A 21722-nucleotide genomic window follows, 5' to 3' on the forward strand; every position below is an offset into this window, starting at 1 on the left:
GACAACTGGGGCCTGCATGACCGCAAGATCAGCTTCGCCAACCCACCCAGCGACCTGCCCCCCGAAGCGCAGGCGTGCCTGAAGTCTTCGCCACCCAGGAAGGTGTCGCCGTTGGTGGCCAGTACTTCGAACTGGTGCTCACCGTCGACTTCGGCGATTTCGATGACCGAAACGTCGAAGGTACCGCCACCCAGGTCATAAACGATGACGGTGTGGTCGCCCTTGGCCTTGTCCATGCCGTAGGCCAGTGCAGCGGCGGTCGGCTCGTTGATGATGCGCTTGACGTCCAGACCGGCGATGCGACCGGCATCCTTGGTGGCCTGGCGCTGGCTGTCGTTGAAGTAGGCCGGAACGGTGATGACCGCCTCGGTGACAGGCTCGCCGAGGTAGTCTTCGGCGGTCTTCTTCATTTTCTTCAGCACTTCGGCGCTGATCTGTGGCGGTGCCATGTCCTTGCCGCTGGCTTGGACCCAGGCGTCACCGTTGCTGGCCTTGACGATCTTGTAAGGCACCAGCTTGATGTCTTTCTGCACGACGTCTTCTTCGAAGCGACGACCGATCAGGCGCTTCACGGCGAACAGGGTGTTGTGCGGGTTGGTGACGGCCTGGCGCTTGGCCGACTGGCCAACCAGGATTTCGCCATCGTTGGCGTAGGCCACGATCGAAGGGGTGGTACGCGCGCCTTCGGCGTTCTCGATGACCTTGACGTTACCGTTTTCCAGGATGGAGACGCAGGAGTTGGTGGTCCCCAGGTCGATACCGATGATTTTGCCCATGTTAACTCTCCCGAAACTTGAATTTGGTTGCAGCGGCTACGTTGGCCATCTGCGGCAATACTTGAATGCTTGACACCTAGATGGGGATGCCCGGAAGGATTTCAAGCCTTTTCATCGATCGAAGGTTGCGGCGCTGCCGGCGCGCGGCTGACCACCACCATGGCGGGGCGCAGCAGGCGGCCATTGAGCAGGTAGCCCTTCTGGAACACGTTCAGCACGCTGTTCGGCTCGACCTCGGCGTTTTCCTGCATGGCCATCGCCTGGTGATGCTCAGGGTTGAACGGCTGGCCGTGCGGGTCGATGGCTTCGAGGTTGTAGCGCTTGAGGGTGTCCTGGAACATCTTCAGGGTCAGCTCGACACCTTCGCGGATCTTCTTGACGTTCTCGTCCTCGGCACTGGAGTGCGCCAGGGCCAGCTCCAGGCTGTCGATCACCGGCAGCAGGTCACCGGCGAACTTCTCCAGGGCGAACTTGTGGGCCTTCTCGACATCCTGCTCGGCGCGGCGGCGGATGTTCTGCAGGTCGGCGGCGGTACGCAGGGACTGGTCCTTGGCGGCGGCCAGCTGCTCCTCGAGCACCTGGACGCGGGCACCGAGATCGTCGGAACCGGCTTCTTCGGCGTTAAGGTTTTTTTCATCCAGCTGTTCGTCAGCCATCGGGGTTCTCCTTCGCAATTTTTGGTGTACGGGCCGAGCCCGCCTTGTCTGCCCGGTTATATGGGGTCGGAAAAACCAGCTTCAAGGGCCAAAAGCGTTTTCGCCGACCGCCAGACGGGCTTGGCAGACTGGAAAAAACTACTGTATAAATAACCAGACATCACCCCTCGGGAGCGGCGCTCATGCTGGTGCACCTGTCCATTCACAATTACGCCATCGTCGAACACCTCGACCTCGAGCTCGCGCGCGGCATGACCGTCATTACCGGCGAAACCGGTGCCGGCAAGTCGATCATGCTCGACGCCCTTGGCTTGGCCCTGGGTGATCGCGCCGACAGTGGCGTGGTGCGCCCCGGCGCAGACAAGGCCGACCTGCTCGCCACCTTCGACCTGGTGGACATCCCCGAGGCCCGCACCTGGCTGGCCGAGCGCGACCTGGAAAGCGACGGGCCGTGCATCCTGCGCCGGGTGATCACCGCCGAAGGGCGCAGCCGCGGCTATATCAATGGCACGCCCTGCACGCTGGGCGACCTGAAGGCGCTCGGCGAGCTGTTGATCGACATCCACAGCCAGCATGAACACCAGTCACTGCTTAAAACCGATACTCACCGCCGCCTGGTCGACGAGTACGCTGGCGCCATCGACCTTTCTCGCCAGGTACAGCTTGCTGCCCAGCGCTGGCGTCAGACCCGCCAGGAACTGGAGCGTCTGTCCAACTCCGGCGACGAGCAACGCGCCCGCCACCAGTTGCTCAGCTACCAGCTGGAAGAGCTGGACAACCTCGGCCTTGGCGAGAACGAGCTGGAGCAGCTTGAGCAAGAGCACAAGAACCTGACCAACGCCGAAGCACTGTTCGGCATCTGTCGCCAGGTCATCGACCAGTGCAGCGAAAGCGACTCGGGCAACGTGCTCAGCGCCCTGACGGCCAGCCTCAACCGCCTTACCGCCGTACACAACGCGCCCAAGGCCCTGGGCGAGGCAGTCAATATGATCGCCAGCGCGCAGATCCAGGTAGAAGAAGCGGTCGGCGAACTGAACCGCTTCCTCGATCACTTCGACGCCGACCCCATGCGCCTGCAAGACCTGGAAGAGCGGCTGGACACCATCTATACCCTGGCGCGCAAGCACCGGGTACACCCTACCGAACTGCCTTTCCTGCAACAGCGGCTGATGGAAGAACTCGAAGGGCTCAACGCCAGCGACGAGTCCATCGAGCGCCTGGGCGACGAATTGGCCGCCTACGCGCAGCACTATAAAGAGAAGGCCAGCGAGCTCAGTGCACTGCGCCAGCAGGCTGCGGCTCAACTGGCGGTTGCCGTGGAGCAGGAGATCCAGCGCCTGGGGATGCCGGGCGGGCGCTTCTGCATCGAGTTGTCACCTACCGAGGGCAGCGAGCTGTCGCCCCATGGACTGGAACAGGTCGAGCTGCTGGTCAGCGCCAACCCCGGGCAGCCACTGAAGGGGTTGGCCAAGGTCGCCTCCGGGGGCGAACTGTCGCGTATCAGCCTGGCCATCCAGGTCATTACCGCGCAAACCTCGCGCATCCCGACGCTGGTGTTCGACGAAGTGGATGTGGGCATCGGTGGTCCTACGGCGGAAATCGTCGGCCAGTTGCTGCGCCGCCTGGGCGAGCGCGGCCAGGTTCTGACCGTCACCCACCTGCCGCAAGTAGCAGCGCAAGGGCACCATCACCTGTTCGTGCACAAGGTGCGCAACAGCGACACCACCCACACCGCCGTGGCCAACCTGGGCAAGCGTGAGCGGGTGGAGGAAGTGGCGCGGATGCTCGGCGGGATCGACCTGACCAAGGAATCCCTGGCCCATGCCCGCAAAATGGTAGTCACCGGCAAGGCCTGAACCACTTCCCCAGAAAGCACAAAGGCGACCCGAAGGTCGCCTTTGTCGTTTCAACGATCGAAATCGTTACTTTTTCTTGCGTACGTACAGGACCAAGTTGTGGTCCACCAGCTCGTAGCCATGCTCGGCCACGATCTCTTTCTGACGACGCTCGATTTCCGCATCCATGAATTCGATGACTTCGCTGGTTTCCACGTTGACCATATGGTCGTGGTGGCCACCGTCCGCCAGTTCGAATACCGCATGACCGCCGTCGAAGTTGTGGCGAACCACCAGACCCGCGGCTTCGAACTGGGTCAGTACACGGTAGACGGTCGCCAGGCCGACGTCCTCGCCAGCCTCCATCAGTGCCTTGTAGACATCCTCGGCGCTCATGTGACGCTGCTCGGTGGAATCGAGCATCTGTAGGATCTTGACTCGAGGCAGGGTTACCTTGAGACCGGCTTTGCGCAATTCGCTATTTTCAACCATGGTCAGCTTTCTCGCCGATGCTGCTTCGCAGCTTCTCTTAATACGGGTATGATCGGGGTTTACGTTGTCCAGCCAAGATAGTGGAAGTCGCCCACCGATGCAAAACACCAAGCTCTTGCTAACCAGCCTCACCCTCGTGGGACTGCTCGCACTCGCCGGTTGCTCGTTTCCCGGGGTTTACAAAATCGACATCCAGCAGGGCAATGTCGTCACGCAGGACATGATAGACCAATTGCGCCCCGGAATGACCCGACGGCAAGTAAGGTTTATCATGGGTAACCCGCTGCTGCAGGACACTTTCAACACCAACCGTTGGGACTACCTCTACAGCCTGCAGCCTGGCGGCGGCAAACGCCAGCAAGAGCGCATGAGCATCTTCTTCAATGAAAGCGACCAACTGGTCAGCCTGTCTGGCGACTTCATGCCGGGCGTGAGCCGCGACCAGGAAATCCTCGGCGGCAGCGGCGACACCACCGTCAGCCCAGCCAACCAGCCAAGCCAGCCGCAACAGCCAGAAACACCGGCCAAGCCAGGCTCGCTGGAAGAGTCGATCCAACGCGAAATCGACACCATCGAGACCACGCCAGTGCCGACCCCGGCACCGCTGGAAACCGCCCCGCAGTAATAGCGGCGGTAACAAAAAAGCCCGGACCATGGTCCGGGCTTTTTGTTGGTCTTCTTAAAAACGGGGCCGCTGCCGGCGGCTATATAAGAAGCGCCTCAGCCATTGAGTTGCTTGGCCCGCTGACAGAACGCGTCGACCAGGGTATTGGCCGCCTGATTGAACAATGGCCCAAGGGTCGCCCGCACGATAGGTCCGGCGTAATCGAAGGAAAGATCCAGGCTGATCTTGCAGGCCTTCTCACCCAGCGGCTTGAACACCCAGACACCATGCAACTGGGTAAAAGGCCCCTCCTCCAGGTTCATCTCGATCGACTGCCCCGGCACCAGCACATTGCGCGTGACGAACTGCTGGCTCATGCCCCCCTTGGCCACTTCCAGCCGTGCCCGCATGTGCGTGTCGCTGGCTTCGAGCACCGTCGAGGCCGAGCACCAGGGCAGGAACTGCGGGTAACTGGCCACATCGTTGACCAGGTCGTAAAGCGCCTGGGCGGGGTATGGCAGCAGGGCGGAGCGTTGAATATGGGTAGTCATCCAGGCGTCACTTCCAAACTGGGCGGCAGCACTTCACAGCGCTTCGGAACCGTTCCGTGCAACGGAACAAGGCCTGCATTGTCCGGGATTCATCCTACAGGCTCAAGCACACCGAAACCCCATAGCCGAGGACGCGGCGACTCCCTATAATGCCGCCCCTATGGCTAAACAAAAGAAACATCCGACCGGGACCATCGCGCAAAACAAGAAGGCGCGACACGATTACTTCATCGAACACAAGTTCGAGGCCGGGCTGGTCCTGTCCGGTTGGGAAGTAAAGAGCCTGCGGGCTGGCAAGGCGCACCTGACCGACAGCTACGTGCTGCTCAAGGATGGCGAAGCCTGGCTGTTCGGCAGCCACATCACCCCGCTGACCGCCGCCAGCACCCACGTCATCGCCGACCCCACCCGCACCCGCAAGCTGCTGCTGAACAAGCGCGAGCTCGAGCGCGTGGAAGCGGCCGTGGCGCAGAAGGGCTACACCTGCGTGGCCTTGGCGCTGTACTGGAGCAAGCACCTGATCAAGTGCGAAATCGCGCTTGGTAAAGGTAAGAAAGAGTTCGACAAGCGCGACACCCAGCGCGAGCGCGACTCCAACCGCGAGATCCAGCGCGCGGTGCGTAACAAGGGCAAGGAAGACTAGTTCCGTTTCAGGTTCAGTACATCTCCTGTAGGAGCGGGCTTGCCCGCGAAGAAGGCAGCGCGGTGCATGGCACCGGCTGAGCCGGTGTTCGCGGGCAAGCCCGCTCCTACACGGCCCTACTAACGCCCGCTACGTCGCTCCGCCCGCGCCACCCGCTGCGCCTGCTGCTGCGCCTCTTGCAGCACCTCCTGCACATACAGAATGTGCCGGCTCGACACCTCCCGCGCATCGTCCGCACGCCCCTCGACAATCGCCTCGTACAACTCACGGTGCTGGCTTATCAGCATGTCGCGGGTCTCGGTACGCTGCTGGTACATGCCCCCGATATTGGTCACCACGTTGCGCTTGAGCAGGTCGAACAGCCCGCGAATTGTGTGCAGCAACACCGCATTGTGGCTCGCCTCGGCAATCGCCAGGTGGAAGCGCGCATCCGCCGCGCCCTCCTCCGCCCGGCTCACCTCATCGGCGCGCGCGTAGCAGTCCTGCAAGGCATCGAAGGCCGCCTTCAGGCGCTGGCGATCCGGCTCGGTTGCACGCTGGGCTGCGTAGTAGGCGCATGAGGCTTCCAGGGTGTGGCGAAACTCCAACAGGTCGCGCTGGGCATCGGTATTGCGCTCGAGCAGTTGCAGCAGCGGGTCGCTGAAGGTCGAACCCAGCGCCTCGGCCACATAGTTGCCGCCGCCCTGGCGGCTGACCAGCAGCCCCTTGGCCACCAGCTTCTGGATAGCCTCGCGCAGCGATGGGCGGGAAACCCCGAACTGCTCGGCCAAGGCACGCTCGGCAGGCAATCGCTGCCCGGAAGTGAGCGTGCCCTCAAGAATCATCCCTTCCAAGCGATCGACGATATCGTCGGACAGGCGCCGTTGGCGGACCTGGTTAAAAACCATCACATGCTCTCCACGAACCCCGAGCGATCCGGGGGCGCCTATTCTCGCGCATCCGCACGCCGCAGGCACCCACCAGCCAGCGTTTTTCAAAGCGGCGCAAGCGCCCGCTCATCGGTATCCGACCAAAGTTTCCCTCGGGACAAATTGACACACCTACAAAAGGTTTTTTAACCTAGCGACCAGCCATTGTAAATTGGTATTACCAATTTTCCAATGCCAGTGCTGACCAACAACAATTAGGGGTTACCCCATATGCAAACCTGGCAACAACTCTATACGCCGCTCGGCAGTCTTGGCTTGTCCGCACTGGCGGCAGTCATCCCAATCGTCTTCTTCTTCCTGGCCCTGGCGGTGTTCCGCCTCAAAGGCCACGTCGCCGGTTCCATTACCTTGGCCTTGTCGATCCTGGTGGCGATCTTCGCCTTCCAGATGCCTGTCGACATGGCCTTCGCCGCTGCCGGTTACGGCTTCCTCTACGGCCTGTGGCCAATTGCCTGGATCATCGTTGCCGCGGTGTTCCTCTACAAACTCACGGTCAAGAGCGGCCAGTTCGAAGTGATCCGCAGCTCAGTGCTGTCGATCACCGACGACCAGCGCCTGCAAGTGCTGCTGATCGGCTTCTGCTTCGGTGCCTTCCTCGAAGGCGCAGCCGGCTTCGGCGCCCCTGTGGCCATCACTGCCGCACTGCTGGTGGGCCTGGGCTTCAACCCGCTGTACGCCGCCGGCCTGTGCCTGATCGCCAACACCGCACCGGTGGCCTTCGGCGCCCTGGGCATCCCGATCATCGTGGCCGGCCAGGTCACCGGCATCGACGCCTTCGACATCGGCGCCATGACCGGCCGCCAACTGCCGCTGCTGTCGGTGTTCGTGCCGTTCTGGCTGGTGTTCATCATGGACGGCGTGCGCGGCGTCAAGGAAACCTGGCCAGCCGCCCTGGTGGCCGGCCTGAGCTTCGCGATCGTCCAGTACTTCACCTCGAACTACATCGGCCCAGAGCTGCCGGATATCACCTCGGCCCTGGCCAGCCTGGTTTCCCTGACCCTGTTCCTGAAGGTCTGGCAGCCCAAGCGTTCGTTCGCCGAAGCCCAGGGCAGCGTTGGCGCCGCGGTTGTAAGCAGCGGTGGCAGCCAGCCTTCGCCCTACAGCCTGGGCGAGATCTTCAAGGCCTGGTCGCCGTTCCTGATCCTCACCGTGCTGGTGACCATCTGGACCCTCAAGCCCTTCAAGGCCGCGTTCGCCCCCGGCGGCGCGATGTACAACTTCGTCTTCAACTTCGCCATCCCGCACCTCGACCAACTGGTGATCAAAGGCGCGCCAATCGTTGCCAAGGCCACGGCCATGCCGGCGGTGTTCAAGTTCGACCCGATCTCCGCCACCGGCACCGCCATCTTCATTTCGGCGCTGCTGTCGATGTGGGTACTGAAGATCAACTTCAAAACTGGTCTGACCACTTTCAAAGAGACCTTCTGGGAGCTGCGCTGGCCGATCCTGTCGATCGGCATGGTGCTGGCCTTCGCCTTCGTCACCAACTTCTCCGGCATGTCCTCGACCATGGCCTTGGTACTGGCCGGCACTGGCGCTGCGTTCCCGTTCTTCTCGCCGTTCCTCGGCTGGCTGGGCGTGTTCCTGACCGGTTCCGACACCTCGTCCAACGCCCTGTTCGGCTCGCTGCAAGCCACCACCGCGCACCAGATCGGCGTCAGCGACACCTTGCTGGTAGCGGCCAACACCAGCGGCGGCGTGACCGGCAAGATGATCTCGCCGCAGTCCATCGCCGTGGCCTGCGCCGCCACCGGCCTGGTCGGCAAGGAATCGGACCTGTTCCGCTTCACGGTCAAGCACAGCCTGTTCTTCGCCACCATCGTGGGTGTTATCACCCTGGTCCAGGCTTACTGGCTGACCGGCATGCTGGTTCACTAAAGTGAAGGGGCCGGGCGCCGCGTGCGCCCGGCACTCTCTCAACCAACGCTGCGAGACTCCATGATCATTTCCGCCTCTACCGACTATCGCGCCGCGGCCCAGCGCAAGCTGCCCCCTTTTCTGTTCCACTACGCCGACGGCGGCGCCTACGCCGAGCACACCCTGCGCCACAACGTGTCGGACCTGGCCAGCATCGCCTTGCGTCAGCGCGTGCTAAAGAACATGTCCGAACTCAGCCTCAAGACCGAGCTGTTCGGCGAAACCCTGAACATGCCTGTGGCCCTTGCTCCTATCGGCCTGTGCGGCATGTACGCCCGCCGTGGCGAAGTGCAAGCGGCCCGCGCCGCAGCAGCGCACGGCATCCCCTTCACCATGTCCACGGTCTCGGTGTGCCCCATCGAAGAAGTGGCTCCGGCCATCGACCGCCCGATGTGGTTCCAGCTGTACGTGCTCAAGGACCGCGGCTTCATGCGCAACGCCCTGGAGCGCGCCAAGGCCGCCGGCGTGAAAACCCTGGTGTTCACCGTCGACATGCCCGTGCCCGGCGCCCGCTACCGAGACGCCCACGCCGGCATGAGCGGCCGCAACGGCCCGATGCGCCGCGTGCTGCAAGCCATGACCCGCCCCCAATGGGCGTGGGACGTCGGCGTCAACGGCCGCCCCCACGACCTGGGCAACATCTCCGCCTACCGCGGCAACCCCACGGGCCTGGCCGACTACATCGGCTGGCTGGGCGCCAACTTCGACCCGTCGATTTCCTGGAAGGACCTGGAGTGGATCCGCGATTTCTGGGACGGCCCGATGATCATCAAGGGCATCCTCGACGCCGACGACGCCCGCGACGCAGTGAAATTCGGCGCCGACGGCATCGTCGTGTCCAACCACGGCGGCCGCCAGCTCGATGGCGTGCTGTCCAGCGCCCGCGCCTTGCCGGCCATTGCCGATGCGGTGAAAGGTGACATCAAGATCCTCGCCGACTCCGGCATTCGCAGCGGCCTCGACGTAGTACGCATGATCGCCCTCGGCGCCGACAGCGTGCTGATCGGCCGCGCCTTCCTCTATGCCCTGGCCACCCATGGCCAGGCCGGGGTGAAGAACCTGCTCGAGCTGTTCGAGAAGGAAATGCGCGTGGCCATGGTGCTGACCGGCGCCAAGTCGATCAGCGAAATCACCCGCGACTCGCTGGTCCGCGAACTGGGCGCCTGAGCGCCCGCAAGAAATACCGCCTGATAATCCGGGGCACGCCGCGCACAAGACGCGGCGGCCCCGCGAGGAGATTGCATGAGCCTGCCCGCTGCGTTCCTGCGTGATGTCCAGCACCTGATTCCCGCCGAACGCCGTTTCGACGACCCCACCTCGACCCTGGCCTTCGGTACCGACGCCAGCTTCTACCGGCTGATCCCGAAGCTGGTGGTGCGGGTGGAGTCCGAGGACGAAGTGGTCGGCTTGATCCAGCTCGCCCAACGCGACCGCGTACCCGTGACCTTCCGCGCCGCGGGCACCAGCTTGTCTGGCCAGGCCCTCAGCGACTCGGTGCTGATCGTGCTCGGCGACAGCTGGAATGGCCGTGAAATTCGCGGCCAAGGCGAGCAGATTCGCCTGCAACCCGGCGTGATCGGCGCCCAGGCCAACGCCTGGCTGGCCCCCTACGGCCGCAAGATCGGCCCCGACCCAGCCTCGATCAACGCCTGCAAGATCGGCGGCATCGTCGCCAACAACGCCAGCGGCATGTGCTGCGGCACCGCGCAGAACACCTACCACACCCTCGCTGGCCTGCGCCTGGTGCTGGCCGACGGCACCCGGCTGGACAGCGAAGACCCGGCCAGTGTCGCCGCCTTCCAGAAAAGCCACGCCAGCCTGTTGGACGAACTCGCCCACCTGGGCCGCGAGACCCGCGCCAATACCGAACTGGCCGACCGTATCCGGCACAAATACCGACTGAAGAACACCACAGGTCTGTCGCTTAACGCACTGGTGGACTACGACAAGCCGCTGGATATCCTTCAGCACCTGCTGGTCGGTTCCGAAGGCACCTTGGGCTTTATCAGTGCCGTCACCTACGACACCGTGCCCGACCATCCGCACAAGGCCAGCGCACTGATCGTCTTCCCCACTGTGGAAAGCTGCTGCAAGGCCGTGACCGTACTCAAGCGCCAACCGGTATCGGCAGTGGAACTGCTCGACCGCCGCAGCCTGCGCTCGGTGCAGGAAAAACCCGGCATGCCGGAGTGGGTAAAAGGCCTGTCGGACAACGCCTGCGCACTGCTGATCGAATCCCGCGCGGCCAGCCAGGGCCTTCTGCACGAGCAGCTGGGGCTGGTCATGGCCTCCATTGCCGACTTCCCCGTCGAACAACAGGTCGATTTCAGCGAAGACCCCGCCGTGTACAACCTGCTGTGGAAGATCCGCAAGGACACCTTCCCCGCCGTCGGCGCCGTGCGCCAGACCGGCACCACCGTGATCATCGAAGACGTGACCTTCCCGGTGGAGCAGTTGGCCGAAGGCGTCAACCGCCTGATCCAGCTGTTCGACAAGCACCGCTACGACGAGGCGATCATTTTCGGCCACGCGCTGGAAGGCAACCTGCACTTCGTCTTCACCCAGGGTTTCAACAGCGCCGAGGAAGTGGCGCGCTACCAGGGCTTCATGGATGACGTGGCACAACTGGTGGCGGTGGAGTTCGGCGGCTCGCTCAAGGCCGAGCACGGCACCGGTCGCAACATGGCGCCGTTCGTTGAGCTGGAATGGGGCAAGGATGCGTACCAGCTGATGTGGAAACTCAAGCGCCTGCTCGACCCCAACGGCATCCTCAACCCCGACGTGGTGCTGAGCGAAGACCCCGAGATTCACCTGAAAAACCTCAAGCCGCTGCCCGCCGCCGACGAGATCGTCGACAAATGCATCGAGTGCGGCTTCTGCGAGCCGGTGTGCCCGTCCAAGGGCCTGACCCTCAGCCCACGCCAGCGCATCGTGATGTGGCGCGATATCCAGGCGAAGAAGCGCGCCGGCGAAGACATCCGCGAACTGCTGCGCAGCTATCAATACCAGGGCATCGACACCTGCGCCGCCACCGGCCTGTGCGCCCAGCGCTGCCCGGTGGGCATCAACACTGGTGAGCTGGTGAAGAAACTGCGCGGCCAAGCCGCCGACCACGCCCGCACCGCCGACTGGCTGGCCGAGCATTTCCAAGCCACTCTGCGCGGCGCACGCCTGACCCTGGCCGTGGCCGACGGCGCCCGCAAGCTGCTAGGCGCCCCGCGCCTGGGCCGCGTGAGCCGCAGCCTGAGCAAGGCCAGCAGCGGCCGCCTGCCGCAGTGGACCCCGGCCATGCCGCAGCCCCTCAAGCCTATCGACTTCGGCCCCGCCAGCCACGACGCCCGCCCCCGCGTTGTGTACCTGGCCGCCTGCGTGTCGCGAGTGATGGGCCCGGCCTATGCCGACCGCGAACAAAGCTCGTTGCTGGACAAGACCCGAGGCCTGCTGGAAAAAGCCGGCTACCAAGTAGTGTTCCCCGGCAATGCCGACAGCCTGTGCTGCGGCCAGCCGTTCGCTTCCAAGGGCTACGCCGAGCAGGCCGAGCACAAGCGCCAAGAGCTGATCGACGCCCTGCTGCAAGCCAGCCGCGGCGGCCTCGACCCGATCTACTGCGACACCAGCCCCTGTACCTTGCGCCTGGTGCAAGACCTCGCCGAAACCCGCCTCGACCTGTACGACCCGGTGCGCTTCATTCGCACCCACCTGCTCGACAAGCTGGAGTTCTCGCCCCAGGACGAGCCAGTGGCGGTGCATGTCACCTGTAGCACCCAGCACCTGGGCGAAAGCCAGGCGCTGATCGACCTGGCCCGGTTGTGCAGCAAGCAAGTGGTAGTGCCCGAGGGCATTCATTGCTGCGGTTTCGCGGGCGACAAAGGCTTCACCACGCCAGAGCTCAACGCCCACTCGCTGCGCAGCCTGAAAGATGCCGTGCAGTATTGCAGCGAAGGCATCTCCACCAGCCGCACCTGCGAGATTGGCCTGTCGAGCCACAGCGGCATCGACTACCACGGCCTGGTGTACCTGGTAGACCGCGTCACCCGCCCCCGCACCCTGTGACCCCAAAACCTGCACCGCCCTGAAAGGCGGTGCAGCCCCCTGTAGGAGCGGGCTTGCCCGCGAAGAGGCCGGCAAATCCCCTACAGATCTCCGTCAGACATTTCCCAACCTGAAACCAAATGCTTCAGATCAACCCACTCTGGGAACTATCCTACGCAGCTGTCGGAAGCAGCCGCATTGTCGGGACATAACCCCAGGAATAACTTCACCGGGTCGCCACATTAGGTGACCGGGTGTGAGAACCCGACCTGCACTGCCAAGGCTCTAGCTTTATGGCAGCCATGCGCGGGCAGACTTCGGTCTGGCCGGCATCAGTGCACCGGTTTCTCACCCCGCGTACGGCTGCCACCTTAAATCCGTGAGAAAGATCGAGGAGGCGGTTCCCACCACGCACTGAGATTCCGCCATGAACAAAATCGTCCCAGACCCACCCTACCTACTCCAATCAAGCACCGCCGGTGTCACCCCCTTCCTAGAGCTCTACCGCATCCAACCCGGAATCCCCTTCCCCCACGCCTTCAGCGAGTTATCCATGCTGCTAGGCTGCATCCGCCACCTAACCTGCGAAGCCGAAATGGAAAGCGACCCCATCGCCGGCAGCGCCGCCCGCCTGCTCAGCGCCATGGCCAAGGCCCTGATCGACGACATGGAAATCGGCATGAACCGCACCCCATAAACCTCGATTGAACCCTCGCCATTCGTCAGCAGTCCACCGATTAGGCCCACCTTCCAGAGGCCTCATGAGGAGACACCCATGAAAGGTACTGCGCTATCCGCCCTGTTCGCGACCGCCACCCTGTTGGCCTCGCCCGTATTCGCCGCCGACGACCTGTGCACCATCAACCTGCAGAAGATCGACGACAGCATGGCCACCGCCGGCGCCACCTCCGAGGGCCTGGACAAAGCCCTCACCGAGCACGTCGGCAAAGCCAAGGCTGCACAAGCCTCGGGCGACACCAAGGAGTGCATCGCCATCACCAGCAAGGTGCTGGAGCGTCTTGAGAAAACCGAGAAAGGCAGTGGCTCTGCCGGTGGCAGCGGCGCGTGATCAGCTCTATTGCAAGGGGTGACGGGTCCAGCAGTCGACGTCCCCCTCGCAAAGGCGTATACTCGGCCCCACGTGCCGAAAGGTACGTCAGCTAGAGCTGCGTGTGGGGCCGATTAGGATTCGACGCCGGTCGCGAAACTCTAGGTGCATGCCGAGTTGGTAACAGAACTCGTAAATCCACTGTTGCAACTTTCTATAGTTGCCAATGACGAAAACTACGAGGGCTACGCTCTCGCTGCGTAAGCAGCTGAGCCCGCTCTCCTGGTAGCTTCGGCTCCAGCAATCACCAGGGGATGCCTGTAAACCCGAAGTGATTGTCATACAGAACAGGATCGTCGTGTAGCACGTTGGGGGCAAAGCGACTAAAACTTACCCAACTCGTCCAAAGCACCCTGCCCGTCGGGCGGCTGCGGATTAACTCAGTAGACACGGCTAAGCATGTAGTACCGACAGCGGAGTACTGGCGGACGGGGGTTCAAATCCCCCCGGCTCCACCAAATAATCATCTAAAGACGTCCACGGACGTCTTTTTTTGTGCCTGAAAGTCAGTAAATACGGGGCTTTCAGCACCACGATGATCCAATAGCGTCCAGCAGCATCTATGTTTTCGTGTATTCCACGTGGTATTCCAAGCACTCAGCTGGTATTTTTTGGAATAACCGTCAAGATGGCGGCCTCACATGGCCCTGAAAAACAAAACGCCCGATGCTGTGCATCGGGCGCTCTAGGGTTTCTGACCTACCTGAGAAGATGTAAACCCATTTCAGGATGGGATACCGTCCCAGCAAACACGGCGTTTCAGGCTTCCACCAGCCAGGCTTTGCGCCAAGCCAACAGTACCCGCTCTAGAGCGGGTACCAATCTCTACACCGGAAAGACGCTTACCAGTTGTAACTCAACTTGGCAGTAATCTCGCGCCCCGGGTTATAGAAGTCCGCCGTGCCCGACCCCACCACATGCTGCTCATCGAACAGGTTGCTGACATTCACTGCCAGCTCGGTGCCCTTGGCAATCTCGTAGTTGAAGGCCGCGTCGAACAGGGTGGTGCCGTCGCTTTCCTTGGTGTTGGCAGCATCCAGGTAGTAGGCACCGACATAACGCGCACCCAAGCCAACGCTCGCCTTGGTGCCGGGAATGTCGTAGTAGCTCCACAGCGAAGCGGAGTGCTTCGGCGCCGTGGTGAACTCATTGCCCTTGAGCGAGCTGCCGTCGCGCAACGTACCGCGCAGGACGTCGGACTCCATGTAGGAGTAACCACCGATCAGGCTGATGTTCTGGGTCACCTGCGCCTTGGCCTCGAGGTCCAGGCCGCGTACCCGCGATTCGCCCACGGTCTGCTGCTCGATAATCCCACTCGGCAGTACCACGGCGATGGTGACGTTTTCCTGGGTCAGGTCATAAACGGCTGCGGAGAACAGTGCGTCCATGCCAATTGGCGAATACTTCACGCCCACTTCGTACTGACGGCCGGTCTGCGGGGTTACACCCACTTGAGGCGGCGAAACCGATTCCACCATGCTCACATAGGTAGAAACTTCATCGTTGACGATATAGGTCAACGCACCGCGATAGGAGTTCTCGGAGAAGTTGTCCTTGTCATCGAACTGCGCCGGGGTGGTGAACAGGTTGTAACCCTTGCTGGTCAGGTCCATGGAGTCATGGCGCATACCGGCAGTCACGATGAAGCGCTCGTAGAACGACAAGTTCTGCTGAAGGAACACCGCCTTGGTTTTCGCCTCGTTCTTTCGTTCCTGATACGGCGTGAGCGTGCGTGAAACGCCGGTGAACACTGGGTTGGCAACGTCGATCGAGGACGCCACGTCGTATACCGAGCTTTCCTTGGTCGAAGAGTCGAGGTACTCCACACCCACCAGGGTGCTGCTGTCGATGTTCTCGAAGCGGGCATCGTATTGCAGCATCAGGTTGCCGTTGAACTGGTCGGCCTCGCTGTCGGCTCCCAGCAAATAACGAGGGATGGTAGTGCCGACACGCGTGGGGCTATCGCTCAGGTAGACGTAGCCGTAGTCGTCGCTCAACTTGCTGTAGCGCAGGTTGCTGCGCAGCACGAAGCCGTTGTCGAAGTCATGGGTGACGTTACCGCTGAGGCTGGTGCGCTCGACATCGTGGAAGTTGTAGCTGGGCTCGCCAAAGAAGTCCTTGCGGTCGTATTCCTTGTCGAACGGATAGCCGCCGCTGTTGGGCGAGCTTTCGGTCTTCAGGTGGTCCAGCACCACGGTGGCCGAGGTGTAGTCGGTGGGAGCCCAGGTCAGGCCGCCCATCACCAACTGGCTGTCGTTCTGCGAGTGATCGTACTCGCGGTCGGCGTTCTGCCCTTTGACAGTGAAGCGTCCGGCCAGGGTTTTCTCGTCGTTCAGTGCATCGCCTACATCGAGGCCAGCCTCGACATGGTCGAAGGAGCCATAGGTCATGTAGGCCTCACCGAACTTCTCGAAGCGCGGCTGCTTGCTCACGAAGTTCACCGAGCCGCCGGGGTCTGCCGGGCCAAACAGGGTGGAGTTGGCGCCACGCAGGATCTCGATGCGCTCATAGGCGAACGGGTCTTCGCGCACACCGCGCATCGAACTCAAGGTCAGGCCGTCACGGTAGGTGGTGGCCTGGAAGCCACGGATCTGGAAGTAGTCGTTACGGTCGTCGGTGCCGTAGAAGTCACTGACCACACCTGGCGTGTACAGCAGTGCCTCTTCGGTGGTGCTGACGCTGCGCTGCTCCATTTCCTTGCGGGTCACCACCGATACCGAAGCAGGCGTGTTGAGGATGCTGGTCGCCACCTTGCCGCCGACCCACAGTTCCTTGGCGACCACCGAGTTGGTGTCGTCGTCGGCACTGGCCTTGACCTTGGAGTTAATGATCAGCGGCGCGAGGCGGTACTCCTCGACGTCGGCCGTGCTGATTTCCAGCGGGCCGGCGGAAGGGACCAGCAGGTAGGCATTCTGGCCTTGCGACTCGGCCTGGAACCCGCTGCCCTGCAACAGCGACGCGAGCGCTGTCGGGGTATCGAAGCTGCCACTTACACCCTGGGTGGTGCGGTTCGCGATGCTCGCCGCATCGTAGGAAAGACTGATGCCAGCCTCGCGTGCAAAGCGGTCAAGCGCCGACGCCAGCGGGCCCGCAGCGATGTTCCATTGCTGGACCTGGTTGTGCGGTTCATTGCCCGCAGGTTGCGCCAGCGAAGGCAGTGCGTGACTGCTGACGATCAAACCCAGGATCGCACCTTGCAAGGCACGGCTTAATGGATGGCGCTGTGAAACCGGTGACGAACGCATTGACTCGCTCCAAGGAAAGGGGACGACAGACTGGCCTGTATTCCGGCCTTCCTTAGAAGTCGAACGAGAATGAGAAACCACCTCAAGTATTTTTTCAAACAGTACGAGGCTCCGATGCGCTTGCCGGACAATGGTCACGGGCAGGCTCAGGGGTAATGCCTGCCAGCTAGGGTGGTTGGGGCTGCTATGCAGCCCATCGCGACACAAGGCCGCTCCCACCACGACCGTGCAAAGCCCATTTTCAGGATGTGCGCGAACCTTGTGGGAGCGGCCTTGTGTTGAGAAAGGGCCGCAAAGCGGCCCCAACTTTGAACTGACTGGTATTGGGCTCAACGGCGGGCTTTATCGGGCCCCAACAGTTCGCGGCGCAGCTCGGGGCTGCGGGTTCGGGTATCCAGCCAGATGGCGAAGAAGGCGCGGGCGAAGTCGGCATCGGCGACCGTGTGCTGGGGCTCGCCATCGACATAGAAGCTAGCGCCCTTGCCTGGCTGGTAAAGCCCGGTGATGCGCTGGCCGGGCTGTACATCGACGAAGGCCTTGCGCATTTCGCTGTCCCAACTCGTCAGGCGGGCCTCATCGACCGCGTCGCCGCCCATCCGGCGCATCTCGTCGATGCTGGCTTGCACCAAGGTGTCGCGCGACAGCTCGCGCCGATAGATCAGCTCCAGAGCGAAAGGCTGATCCCAGCTGAAGGTTGCAGTAGGGCTCCACAGGCGAGCCTGATAGACCGACCAGCCGAACCAGGTGAAGTCGCCCTGGCCGACCAGCGTGGCGGTGGGCAGCTCGCTACGCCAGTCTGCCCAGCTCGGCGAGCCTGCCATCAATAGGACGGAAATGGCTATGCCGCGCACAGCCGCTCTGAAGCAAGTTACCAGACGCATGGGGCCTCCAGGTCTGCTCTGCTGCCAAATACTTATACAGTTTTTTAAAGCTGCATAGGTTTTTAAGCAGGAGCCGCTTCGATGTCACAAGACACCACAGGCCTTCATTGTGAGCCCCAGGTTCATATGGCAAGGCGAATCATGCAGATTATTTCGACAATTCAGTGGTATAGCATGCTCGGCCGCAGGGGTGGCAGCGAGGCAAGGAAATCGCACATCCAGCATAGAAATGTTGAGCGGCGTCCTGTCAGAATCGTCGGGGACATCGCAGCGACTGTGCTGGATACCGCCCAGTGCCCAGGGATGTGAACGCCCCGAACGACAGGACACCCGCCTTCCCATGAATCACCTTCTCGCCATCCGCGTATTCGCCCGTGTCGTCGAAGCGGGGTCGTTCGTAAAAGCCGCCGATTCGCTGAAGATGCCCAAGGCCACGGTCAGCAAGCTGATCCGCGACCTGGAAGCCTTCCTGCACGTGCGCCTGCTGCAACGCACCACGCGAAGCGTGACCGTTACCGCAGAGGGGGCGCGCTACTACGAGCAAACCGCAAAAGTCGTCCGCGACCTGGATGAAATCAACAACAACATCCAAGGCACGCAGAGCAACCCTCGCGGAAAGGTCCACGTCAATATCGGCGGTACGGTCGCCACCGCGCTGGTCATCCCCGCCCTACCCGCGTTCTTTGCCCGCTACCCGGACCTCAAGGTCGAGCTGGGCGTGAGCGACCAGGTCATCGACCTCATCAGCGACAACGTCGATTGCGTGATTCGCGGCGGCACCGTCACCGACACCTCACTGGCTACGCGCCTGCTCGGCAAGGCCTCGTGCACCACCTGCGCAAGCCCCGCCTACCTGGAGCGCTTCGGCGTGCCGCTGCACCCGCGGGAGCTCGAAGGCCCACAGCACATCGTCAGTTACCACGCGGCGACCACCAACCGCTTGATACCGGCTGTCTTCCAGCGTGGCGACGAGCGAGTGGAGGTGACCGGCAACGGTGTGCTCAGCGTCAACGAAAGCAACGCGCACATCGTTGCCGGGCTGGCGGGGCTGGGGGTGATCCATACCTTCACCTACGCGGTGAAGGCCCATCTGGCGTCAGGAGCGCTGGTGCCGGTGCTGCAAGACTGGCGCCCGGCGCCCTACCCCTTCCATGTGGTCTACCCGCCCAACCGCTACCTGAGCAGCCGGGTACGGGTGTTCATCGACTGGCTGGTGGAGCACTTCTCGACACTGGAGTGACTGGCCACCTCAGATCTGCGCAGCGCCACCGTCGACGAACAGTTCGATGCCGTTGATGAAGCTGCTGTCGTCCGAGGCCAGGAAGGTGACCGCCTTGGCGACTTCCTTGGGCTGACCCAGGCGCCCCATCGGAATCATGCTGATCAGGTGCGCATGCATCTCCTCGAGCTGATCTGCCGGCACCAGGCCGTCGGCGCCCGGTGTGGCGATCGGGCCGGGGCTGACGGCGTTCACACGAATGTTGCGTGGTTTCAGGTCCAGCAGCCAGGAGCGGGCGAAGTTGCGCACGGCGGCCTTGCTGGCGCTGTACACGCTCAGGTTGCCGGAGCCTTTGACGGAGACGGTAGAGGCGTTGAGGACGATCGAGCCACCGTCGTTCAGCAGCGCCAGCGCCTTCTGCACAGTGAACAGCAGGCCTTTCACGTTGACATCGAAGACGTGGTCGAACTGCGCTTCGGTGATTTCGCCCAGCGGCGCCAGGTTAGCGACACCGGCGTTGGCGAACAGCACATCCAGGCGCCCGGCCTTGGCTGCGATCACCGAGAACATCTGGTCCAGGTCGGCCAGGTTGGACACATCGCCCTTGATAGCGACTGCCTTCTCGCCAATCAGCGCTACCGCTGCATCCAGTTCGGCCTGCCGACGACCGGTGATGAACACCGTGGCGCCCTGTGCGGCGAATTCTTGAGCGGTAGCCAAGCCGATACCGGTAGAGCCACCAGTCACCAACGCCACCTTACCTGCCAATTTATTGCTCATCTGTTCAATGTCCAATCAATGTTTAGAGGTTTGTTCAGTTCGGTGATTCATACCGATAACCCCACTTTAAGCCTATCGATTGGATAGAAAAACCAGGCAAATACAATTTGTCTGTCCATGCACATGGATAATAAAAGCTGGCTTACCGAGAAAATGGCACCAAAGTGCCACTACGCCCTCAAACTTTCCCCCCGCTCGCCGATAACGCCCCTATTGGCTTGTGCAACAACAATTCGAAGGGAATTCACAAAAGGGCTCCGTCATGACGTTGAACCTCCGCAACAAGGTACTTCTGCTCGCCATCGTGCCCAGCCTGCTGCTGTCGGCGCTGATCTGCGGCATCACCTGGTTCATGCTGCAAAAGCTGGCCACCCAGGAAGTCGAGCAGACCCGCGCCCTGCTCATGGAAGAGCGAAAGATGTCGCTCAAGCACTACCAGGAGATCGGCGAGGCGGCCATCAAGCCGATCTACGACGCCTCCGCCCCTGGCGACATGGCGGCCCGCGACCGAGCAGTGCAGATTCTCAAAGGCCTGCTGTACGACAAGGCCAGCTATTTCTATGGCTACAACACCAAGAACATCCGCGTGTTCTGGGCCGACAAGGACCTGGACATCGGCAAGGACTTCTCCGAGGCCAAGGACGCCAACGGCGTCTACGTGATCCGTGGCCTGGTGGAAGCCGGCCGTTCCGGCAAGCACTTCTTCCGCTACGACTGGCCAGTGCCCGGCAGCGACCAGCCGGTGCCCAAGCTCGGCTACACCACGTACCTGGAAAAGTGGGACCTGGTGTTCGGCACCCAGGTGAACCTGGATGACATCGAGGCCCAGGTGCAGAACATCTCGGTCGCCACCCAGGAGCGCATTGGCTCGACCACCGCGCTGATCATGGCCGTGGTTGCGGCGCTGCTGGCGGTCGTCGCGCTGCTCAGCGTCTACCTGGGCAATGGCCTGGTCAAACCGGTGCTGGCGATTCGGCAGAACCTCGACGACATCGCCAACGGCGATGGCGACCTGACCCGCCGCCTGCCGGTGACCAGCGGCGACGAACTGGGCGCGCTGTCCAGCTCGTTCAACCGCTTCGTCGAGAAGATCCACGCCCTGGTTTCCCAAGTGGTGGACATGACCGTGCAGCTCAACGAACTGGTGCTGAACATGTCGTCCCAGGCCCAGCGCTCGGAAGCCGCCATGGGCCGCCAGCGCCAGGAAACCGACCAGGTGGCCACGGCCATTCTGGAGATGTCCGCTGCCGCGCACCAAGTCTCGCAAAGCGCCCAGGGTGCCTCCCAGGCGGCGCGCCAGACCAGCGAGGTGGGCAGCGACGCCCGTGCCGTGGTCAACCGCAGCATCGACAGCATCCACGCCCTGATCGGCGAGATCGGCCAGAGCAGCGACTCGCTGGACACCCTGCAACAGGACGTACAAGCCATCGTCAGTGTGGTCGACGTGATCCGCTCGGTGGCCGAGCAGACCAACCTGCTGGCGCTGAACGCTGCCATCGAAGCGGCCCGCGCCGGTGATGCCGGGCGCGGCTTCGCCGTGGTTGCCGACGAGGTACGTGCCCTGGCCAGCCGTACCCAGCAGAGCACCCAGGAAATCCACGACATGATCAACGCCTTGCAGCGCGGCACCCAAGGCGCGGTAGCGGCCATGGGGCGCTCCAGCGAGACCGGCAAGGTCACTGGCGAGCTGGCCACCCAGGCCGGCGCGTCGCTGGATGCGATCAGCCAGTTGATCGACACCATCAACGACATGAACGCGCAGATCGCCAGCGCCTCGGAAGAGCAAACCTCGGTGGCCGAGGAAGTCAGCCGCAGCATGACGCAGATCGCAGAGGCGGTGGATGAAGTGGCGATCGATGCCCAGGGCGGTGCCGATACGGCACGTAGCCTGACGGCCCTGGGTGACCGGCTGCACGGTTTGGCCAAGCAGTTCCGGATCTGAAGTTCAGCTGAGCATGGCCAGGGCTTCGCCCTGGCGCCCCGCCAGGCAGGTCGGCGATCCAAACCACCTCGGTGCTCGCATGCAGGCCTTTCAGGGCCGGGTGGTCGGACTC

General features: G+C 62.5%; 18 protein-coding genes, 1 other RNA gene and 2 pseudogenes. 12 read left to right on the forward strand and 9 right to left on the reverse strand.

All coding sequences use genetic code 11. The features are described 5' to 3' along the window. Together ACQKPE_RS21390 and grpE are read right to left on the reverse strand one after the other, a co-directional pair. Nucleotides 1–776: Hsp70 family protein (locus tag ACQKPE_RS21390; RefSeq protein WP_427668695.1), on the reverse strand; the 776-nt coding region annotated here is incomplete at its 3' end. 101 nt (nt 777–877) lie between these two features. Further along, nucleotides 878–1450: a nucleotide exchange factor GrpE gene (gene grpE / locus ACQKPE_RS21395; RefSeq protein WP_427668697.1), complete on the reverse strand. Its 573-nt coding sequence runs from the start codon at nt 1448–1450 to the stop codon at nt 878–880. Nucleotides 1451–1614: 164 nt separating this feature from the next. On the opposite strand from grpE, the gene recN reads away from it, so the two are divergent. Then, nucleotides 1615–3288, forward strand: coding sequence for a DNA repair protein RecN (recN, locus tag ACQKPE_RS21400; RefSeq protein ID WP_427668699.1), 1674 nt, complete (start codon nt 1615–1617; stop codon nt 3286–3288). A gap of 66 nt (nt 3289–3354) precedes the next feature. On the opposite strand, the gene fur is transcribed toward recN, so the two are convergent. After that, entirely contained in the window at nt 3355–3759 is a 405-nt protein-coding gene (gene fur, locus ACQKPE_RS21405; protein ID WP_008096237.1) for a ferric iron uptake transcriptional regulator, read from the reverse strand. A 97-nt stretch (nt 3760–3856) separates the two neighbouring features. Here fur and ACQKPE_RS21410 point away from each other — a divergent pair, with 97 nt between their 5' ends. Next, the gene (locus ACQKPE_RS21410) at nt 3857–4384 is read left to right on the forward strand and encodes an outer membrane protein assembly factor BamE (RefSeq protein WP_427668701.1); all 528 of its coding nucleotides are present in this window, start codon (nt 3857–3859) and stop codon (nt 4382–4384) included. 95 nt (nt 4385–4479) lie between these two features. Here the strand turns inward: ACQKPE_RS21410 and ACQKPE_RS21415 are convergent, their stop codons facing one another. After that, nucleotides 4480–4914, reverse strand: a complete 435-nt coding sequence (locus ACQKPE_RS21415) for a type II toxin-antitoxin system RatA family toxin (protein WP_427668703.1) — start codon at nt 4912–4914, stop codon at nt 4480–4482. A gap of 160 nt (nt 4915–5074) precedes the next feature. Between ACQKPE_RS21415 and smpB the strand changes: the two genes are divergently transcribed. Then, a complete protein-coding gene (gene smpB, locus ACQKPE_RS21420) occupies nt 5075–5557 on the forward strand; it encodes an SsrA-binding protein SmpB (RefSeq protein ID WP_427668705.1) in 483 nt (160 codons plus the stop codon). Nucleotides 5558–5676: 119 nt separating this feature from the next. Here the strand turns inward: smpB and ACQKPE_RS21425 are convergent, their stop codons facing one another. Beyond that, nucleotides 5677–6444, reverse strand: coding sequence for an FCD domain-containing protein (locus ACQKPE_RS21425; protein WP_427668707.1), 768 nt, complete (start codon nt 6442–6444; stop codon nt 5677–5679). 252 nt (nt 6445–6696) lie between these two features. Here ACQKPE_RS21425 and ACQKPE_RS21430 point away from each other — a divergent pair, with 252 nt between their 5' ends. The 6 genes from ACQKPE_RS21430 to ssrA all read left to right on the forward strand — a co-directional run bounded on the left by ACQKPE_RS21430 (nt 6697) and on the right by ssrA (nt 14001). Continuing rightward, a complete protein-coding gene (locus tag ACQKPE_RS21430) occupies nt 6697–8364 on the forward strand; it encodes a lactate permease LctP family transporter (protein WP_427668708.1) in 1668 nt (555 codons plus the stop codon). Between the two features lie 60 nt (nt 8365–8424). Continuing rightward, entirely contained in the window at nt 8425–9570 is a 1146-nt protein-coding gene (lldD, locus tag ACQKPE_RS21435) for an FMN-dependent L-lactate dehydrogenase LldD (protein ID WP_427668710.1), read from the forward strand. Nucleotides 9571–9645: 75 nt separating this feature from the next. Then, on the forward strand, nt 9646–12456 hold the full coding sequence (locus tag ACQKPE_RS21440; protein ID WP_427668712.1) for an FAD-binding and (Fe-S)-binding domain-containing protein: 2811 nt from the start codon (nt 9646–9648) through the stop codon (nt 12454–12456). A gap of 406 nt (nt 12457–12862) precedes the next feature. Next, nucleotides 12863–13132 carry a DUF3077 domain-containing protein gene (locus ACQKPE_RS21445; RefSeq protein WP_427668713.1) on the forward strand — a complete coding sequence of 90 codons (270 nt, stop codon included), beginning with the start codon at nt 12863–12865 and terminating at the stop codon, nt 13130–13132. A gap of 78 nt (nt 13133–13210) precedes the next feature. Beyond that, entirely contained in the window at nt 13211–13504 is a 294-nt protein-coding gene (locus ACQKPE_RS21450; protein WP_427668715.1) for a hypothetical protein, read from the forward strand. 105 nt (nt 13505–13609) lie between these two features. After that, nucleotides 13610–14001, forward strand: a transfer-messenger RNA (tmRNA) gene (ssrA, locus tag ACQKPE_RS21455). Between the two features lie 384 nt (nt 14002–14385). Here ssrA and ACQKPE_RS21460 read toward each other — a convergent pair. Together ACQKPE_RS21460 and ACQKPE_RS21465 are read right to left on the reverse strand one after the other, a co-directional pair. Next, nucleotides 14386–16788, reverse strand: coding sequence for a TonB-dependent siderophore receptor (locus tag ACQKPE_RS21460; protein WP_427668717.1), 2403 nt, complete (start codon nt 16786–16788; stop codon nt 14386–14388). Between the two features lie 329 nt (nt 16789–17117). Further along, entirely contained in the window at nt 17118–17669 is a 552-nt protein-coding gene (locus ACQKPE_RS21465) for a chalcone isomerase family protein (RefSeq protein ID WP_427668719.1), read from the reverse strand. A 340-nt stretch (nt 17670–18009) separates the two neighbouring features. Here ACQKPE_RS21465 and ACQKPE_RS21470 point away from each other — a divergent pair, with 340 nt between their 5' ends. Then, nucleotides 18010–18909: a LysR family transcriptional regulator gene (locus tag ACQKPE_RS21470; RefSeq protein ID WP_427668720.1), complete on the forward strand. Its 900-nt coding sequence runs from the start codon at nt 18010–18012 to the stop codon at nt 18907–18909. A 9-nt stretch (nt 18910–18918) separates the two neighbouring features. Here ACQKPE_RS21470 and ACQKPE_RS21475 read toward each other — a convergent pair whose 3' ends face one another. Continuing rightward, nucleotides 18919–19668 (reverse strand): SDR family NAD(P)-dependent oxidoreductase, encoded by a 750-nt coding sequence (locus ACQKPE_RS21475; protein ID WP_427668722.1) that lies wholly within the window; start codon nt 19666–19668, stop codon nt 18919–18921. 352 nt (nt 19669–20020) lie between these two features. Here ACQKPE_RS21475 and ACQKPE_RS21480 point away from each other — a divergent pair. Together ACQKPE_RS21480 and ACQKPE_RS21485 are read left to right on the forward strand one after the other, a co-directional pair. Next, nucleotides 20021–20752, forward strand: a pseudogene (locus ACQKPE_RS21480) (cache domain-containing protein); the annotation flags it as partial. Between the two features lie 102 nt (nt 20753–20854). Then, nucleotides 20855–21610, forward strand: a complete 756-nt coding sequence (locus ACQKPE_RS21485; protein WP_427668724.1) for a methyl-accepting chemotaxis protein — start codon at nt 20855–20857, stop codon at nt 21608–21610. A gap of 37 nt (nt 21611–21647) precedes the next feature. Here the strand turns inward: ACQKPE_RS21485 and ACQKPE_RS21490 are convergent. Continuing rightward, nucleotides 21648–21722 (reverse strand): annotated as a pseudogene (locus ACQKPE_RS21490) (PilZ domain-containing protein); the annotation flags it as partial.

The organism is Pseudomonas sp. NPDC089554, from assembly GCF_050280645.1.
Taxonomy (GTDB): Bacteria; Pseudomonadota; Gammaproteobacteria; order Pseudomonadales; family Pseudomonadaceae; genus Aquipseudomonas.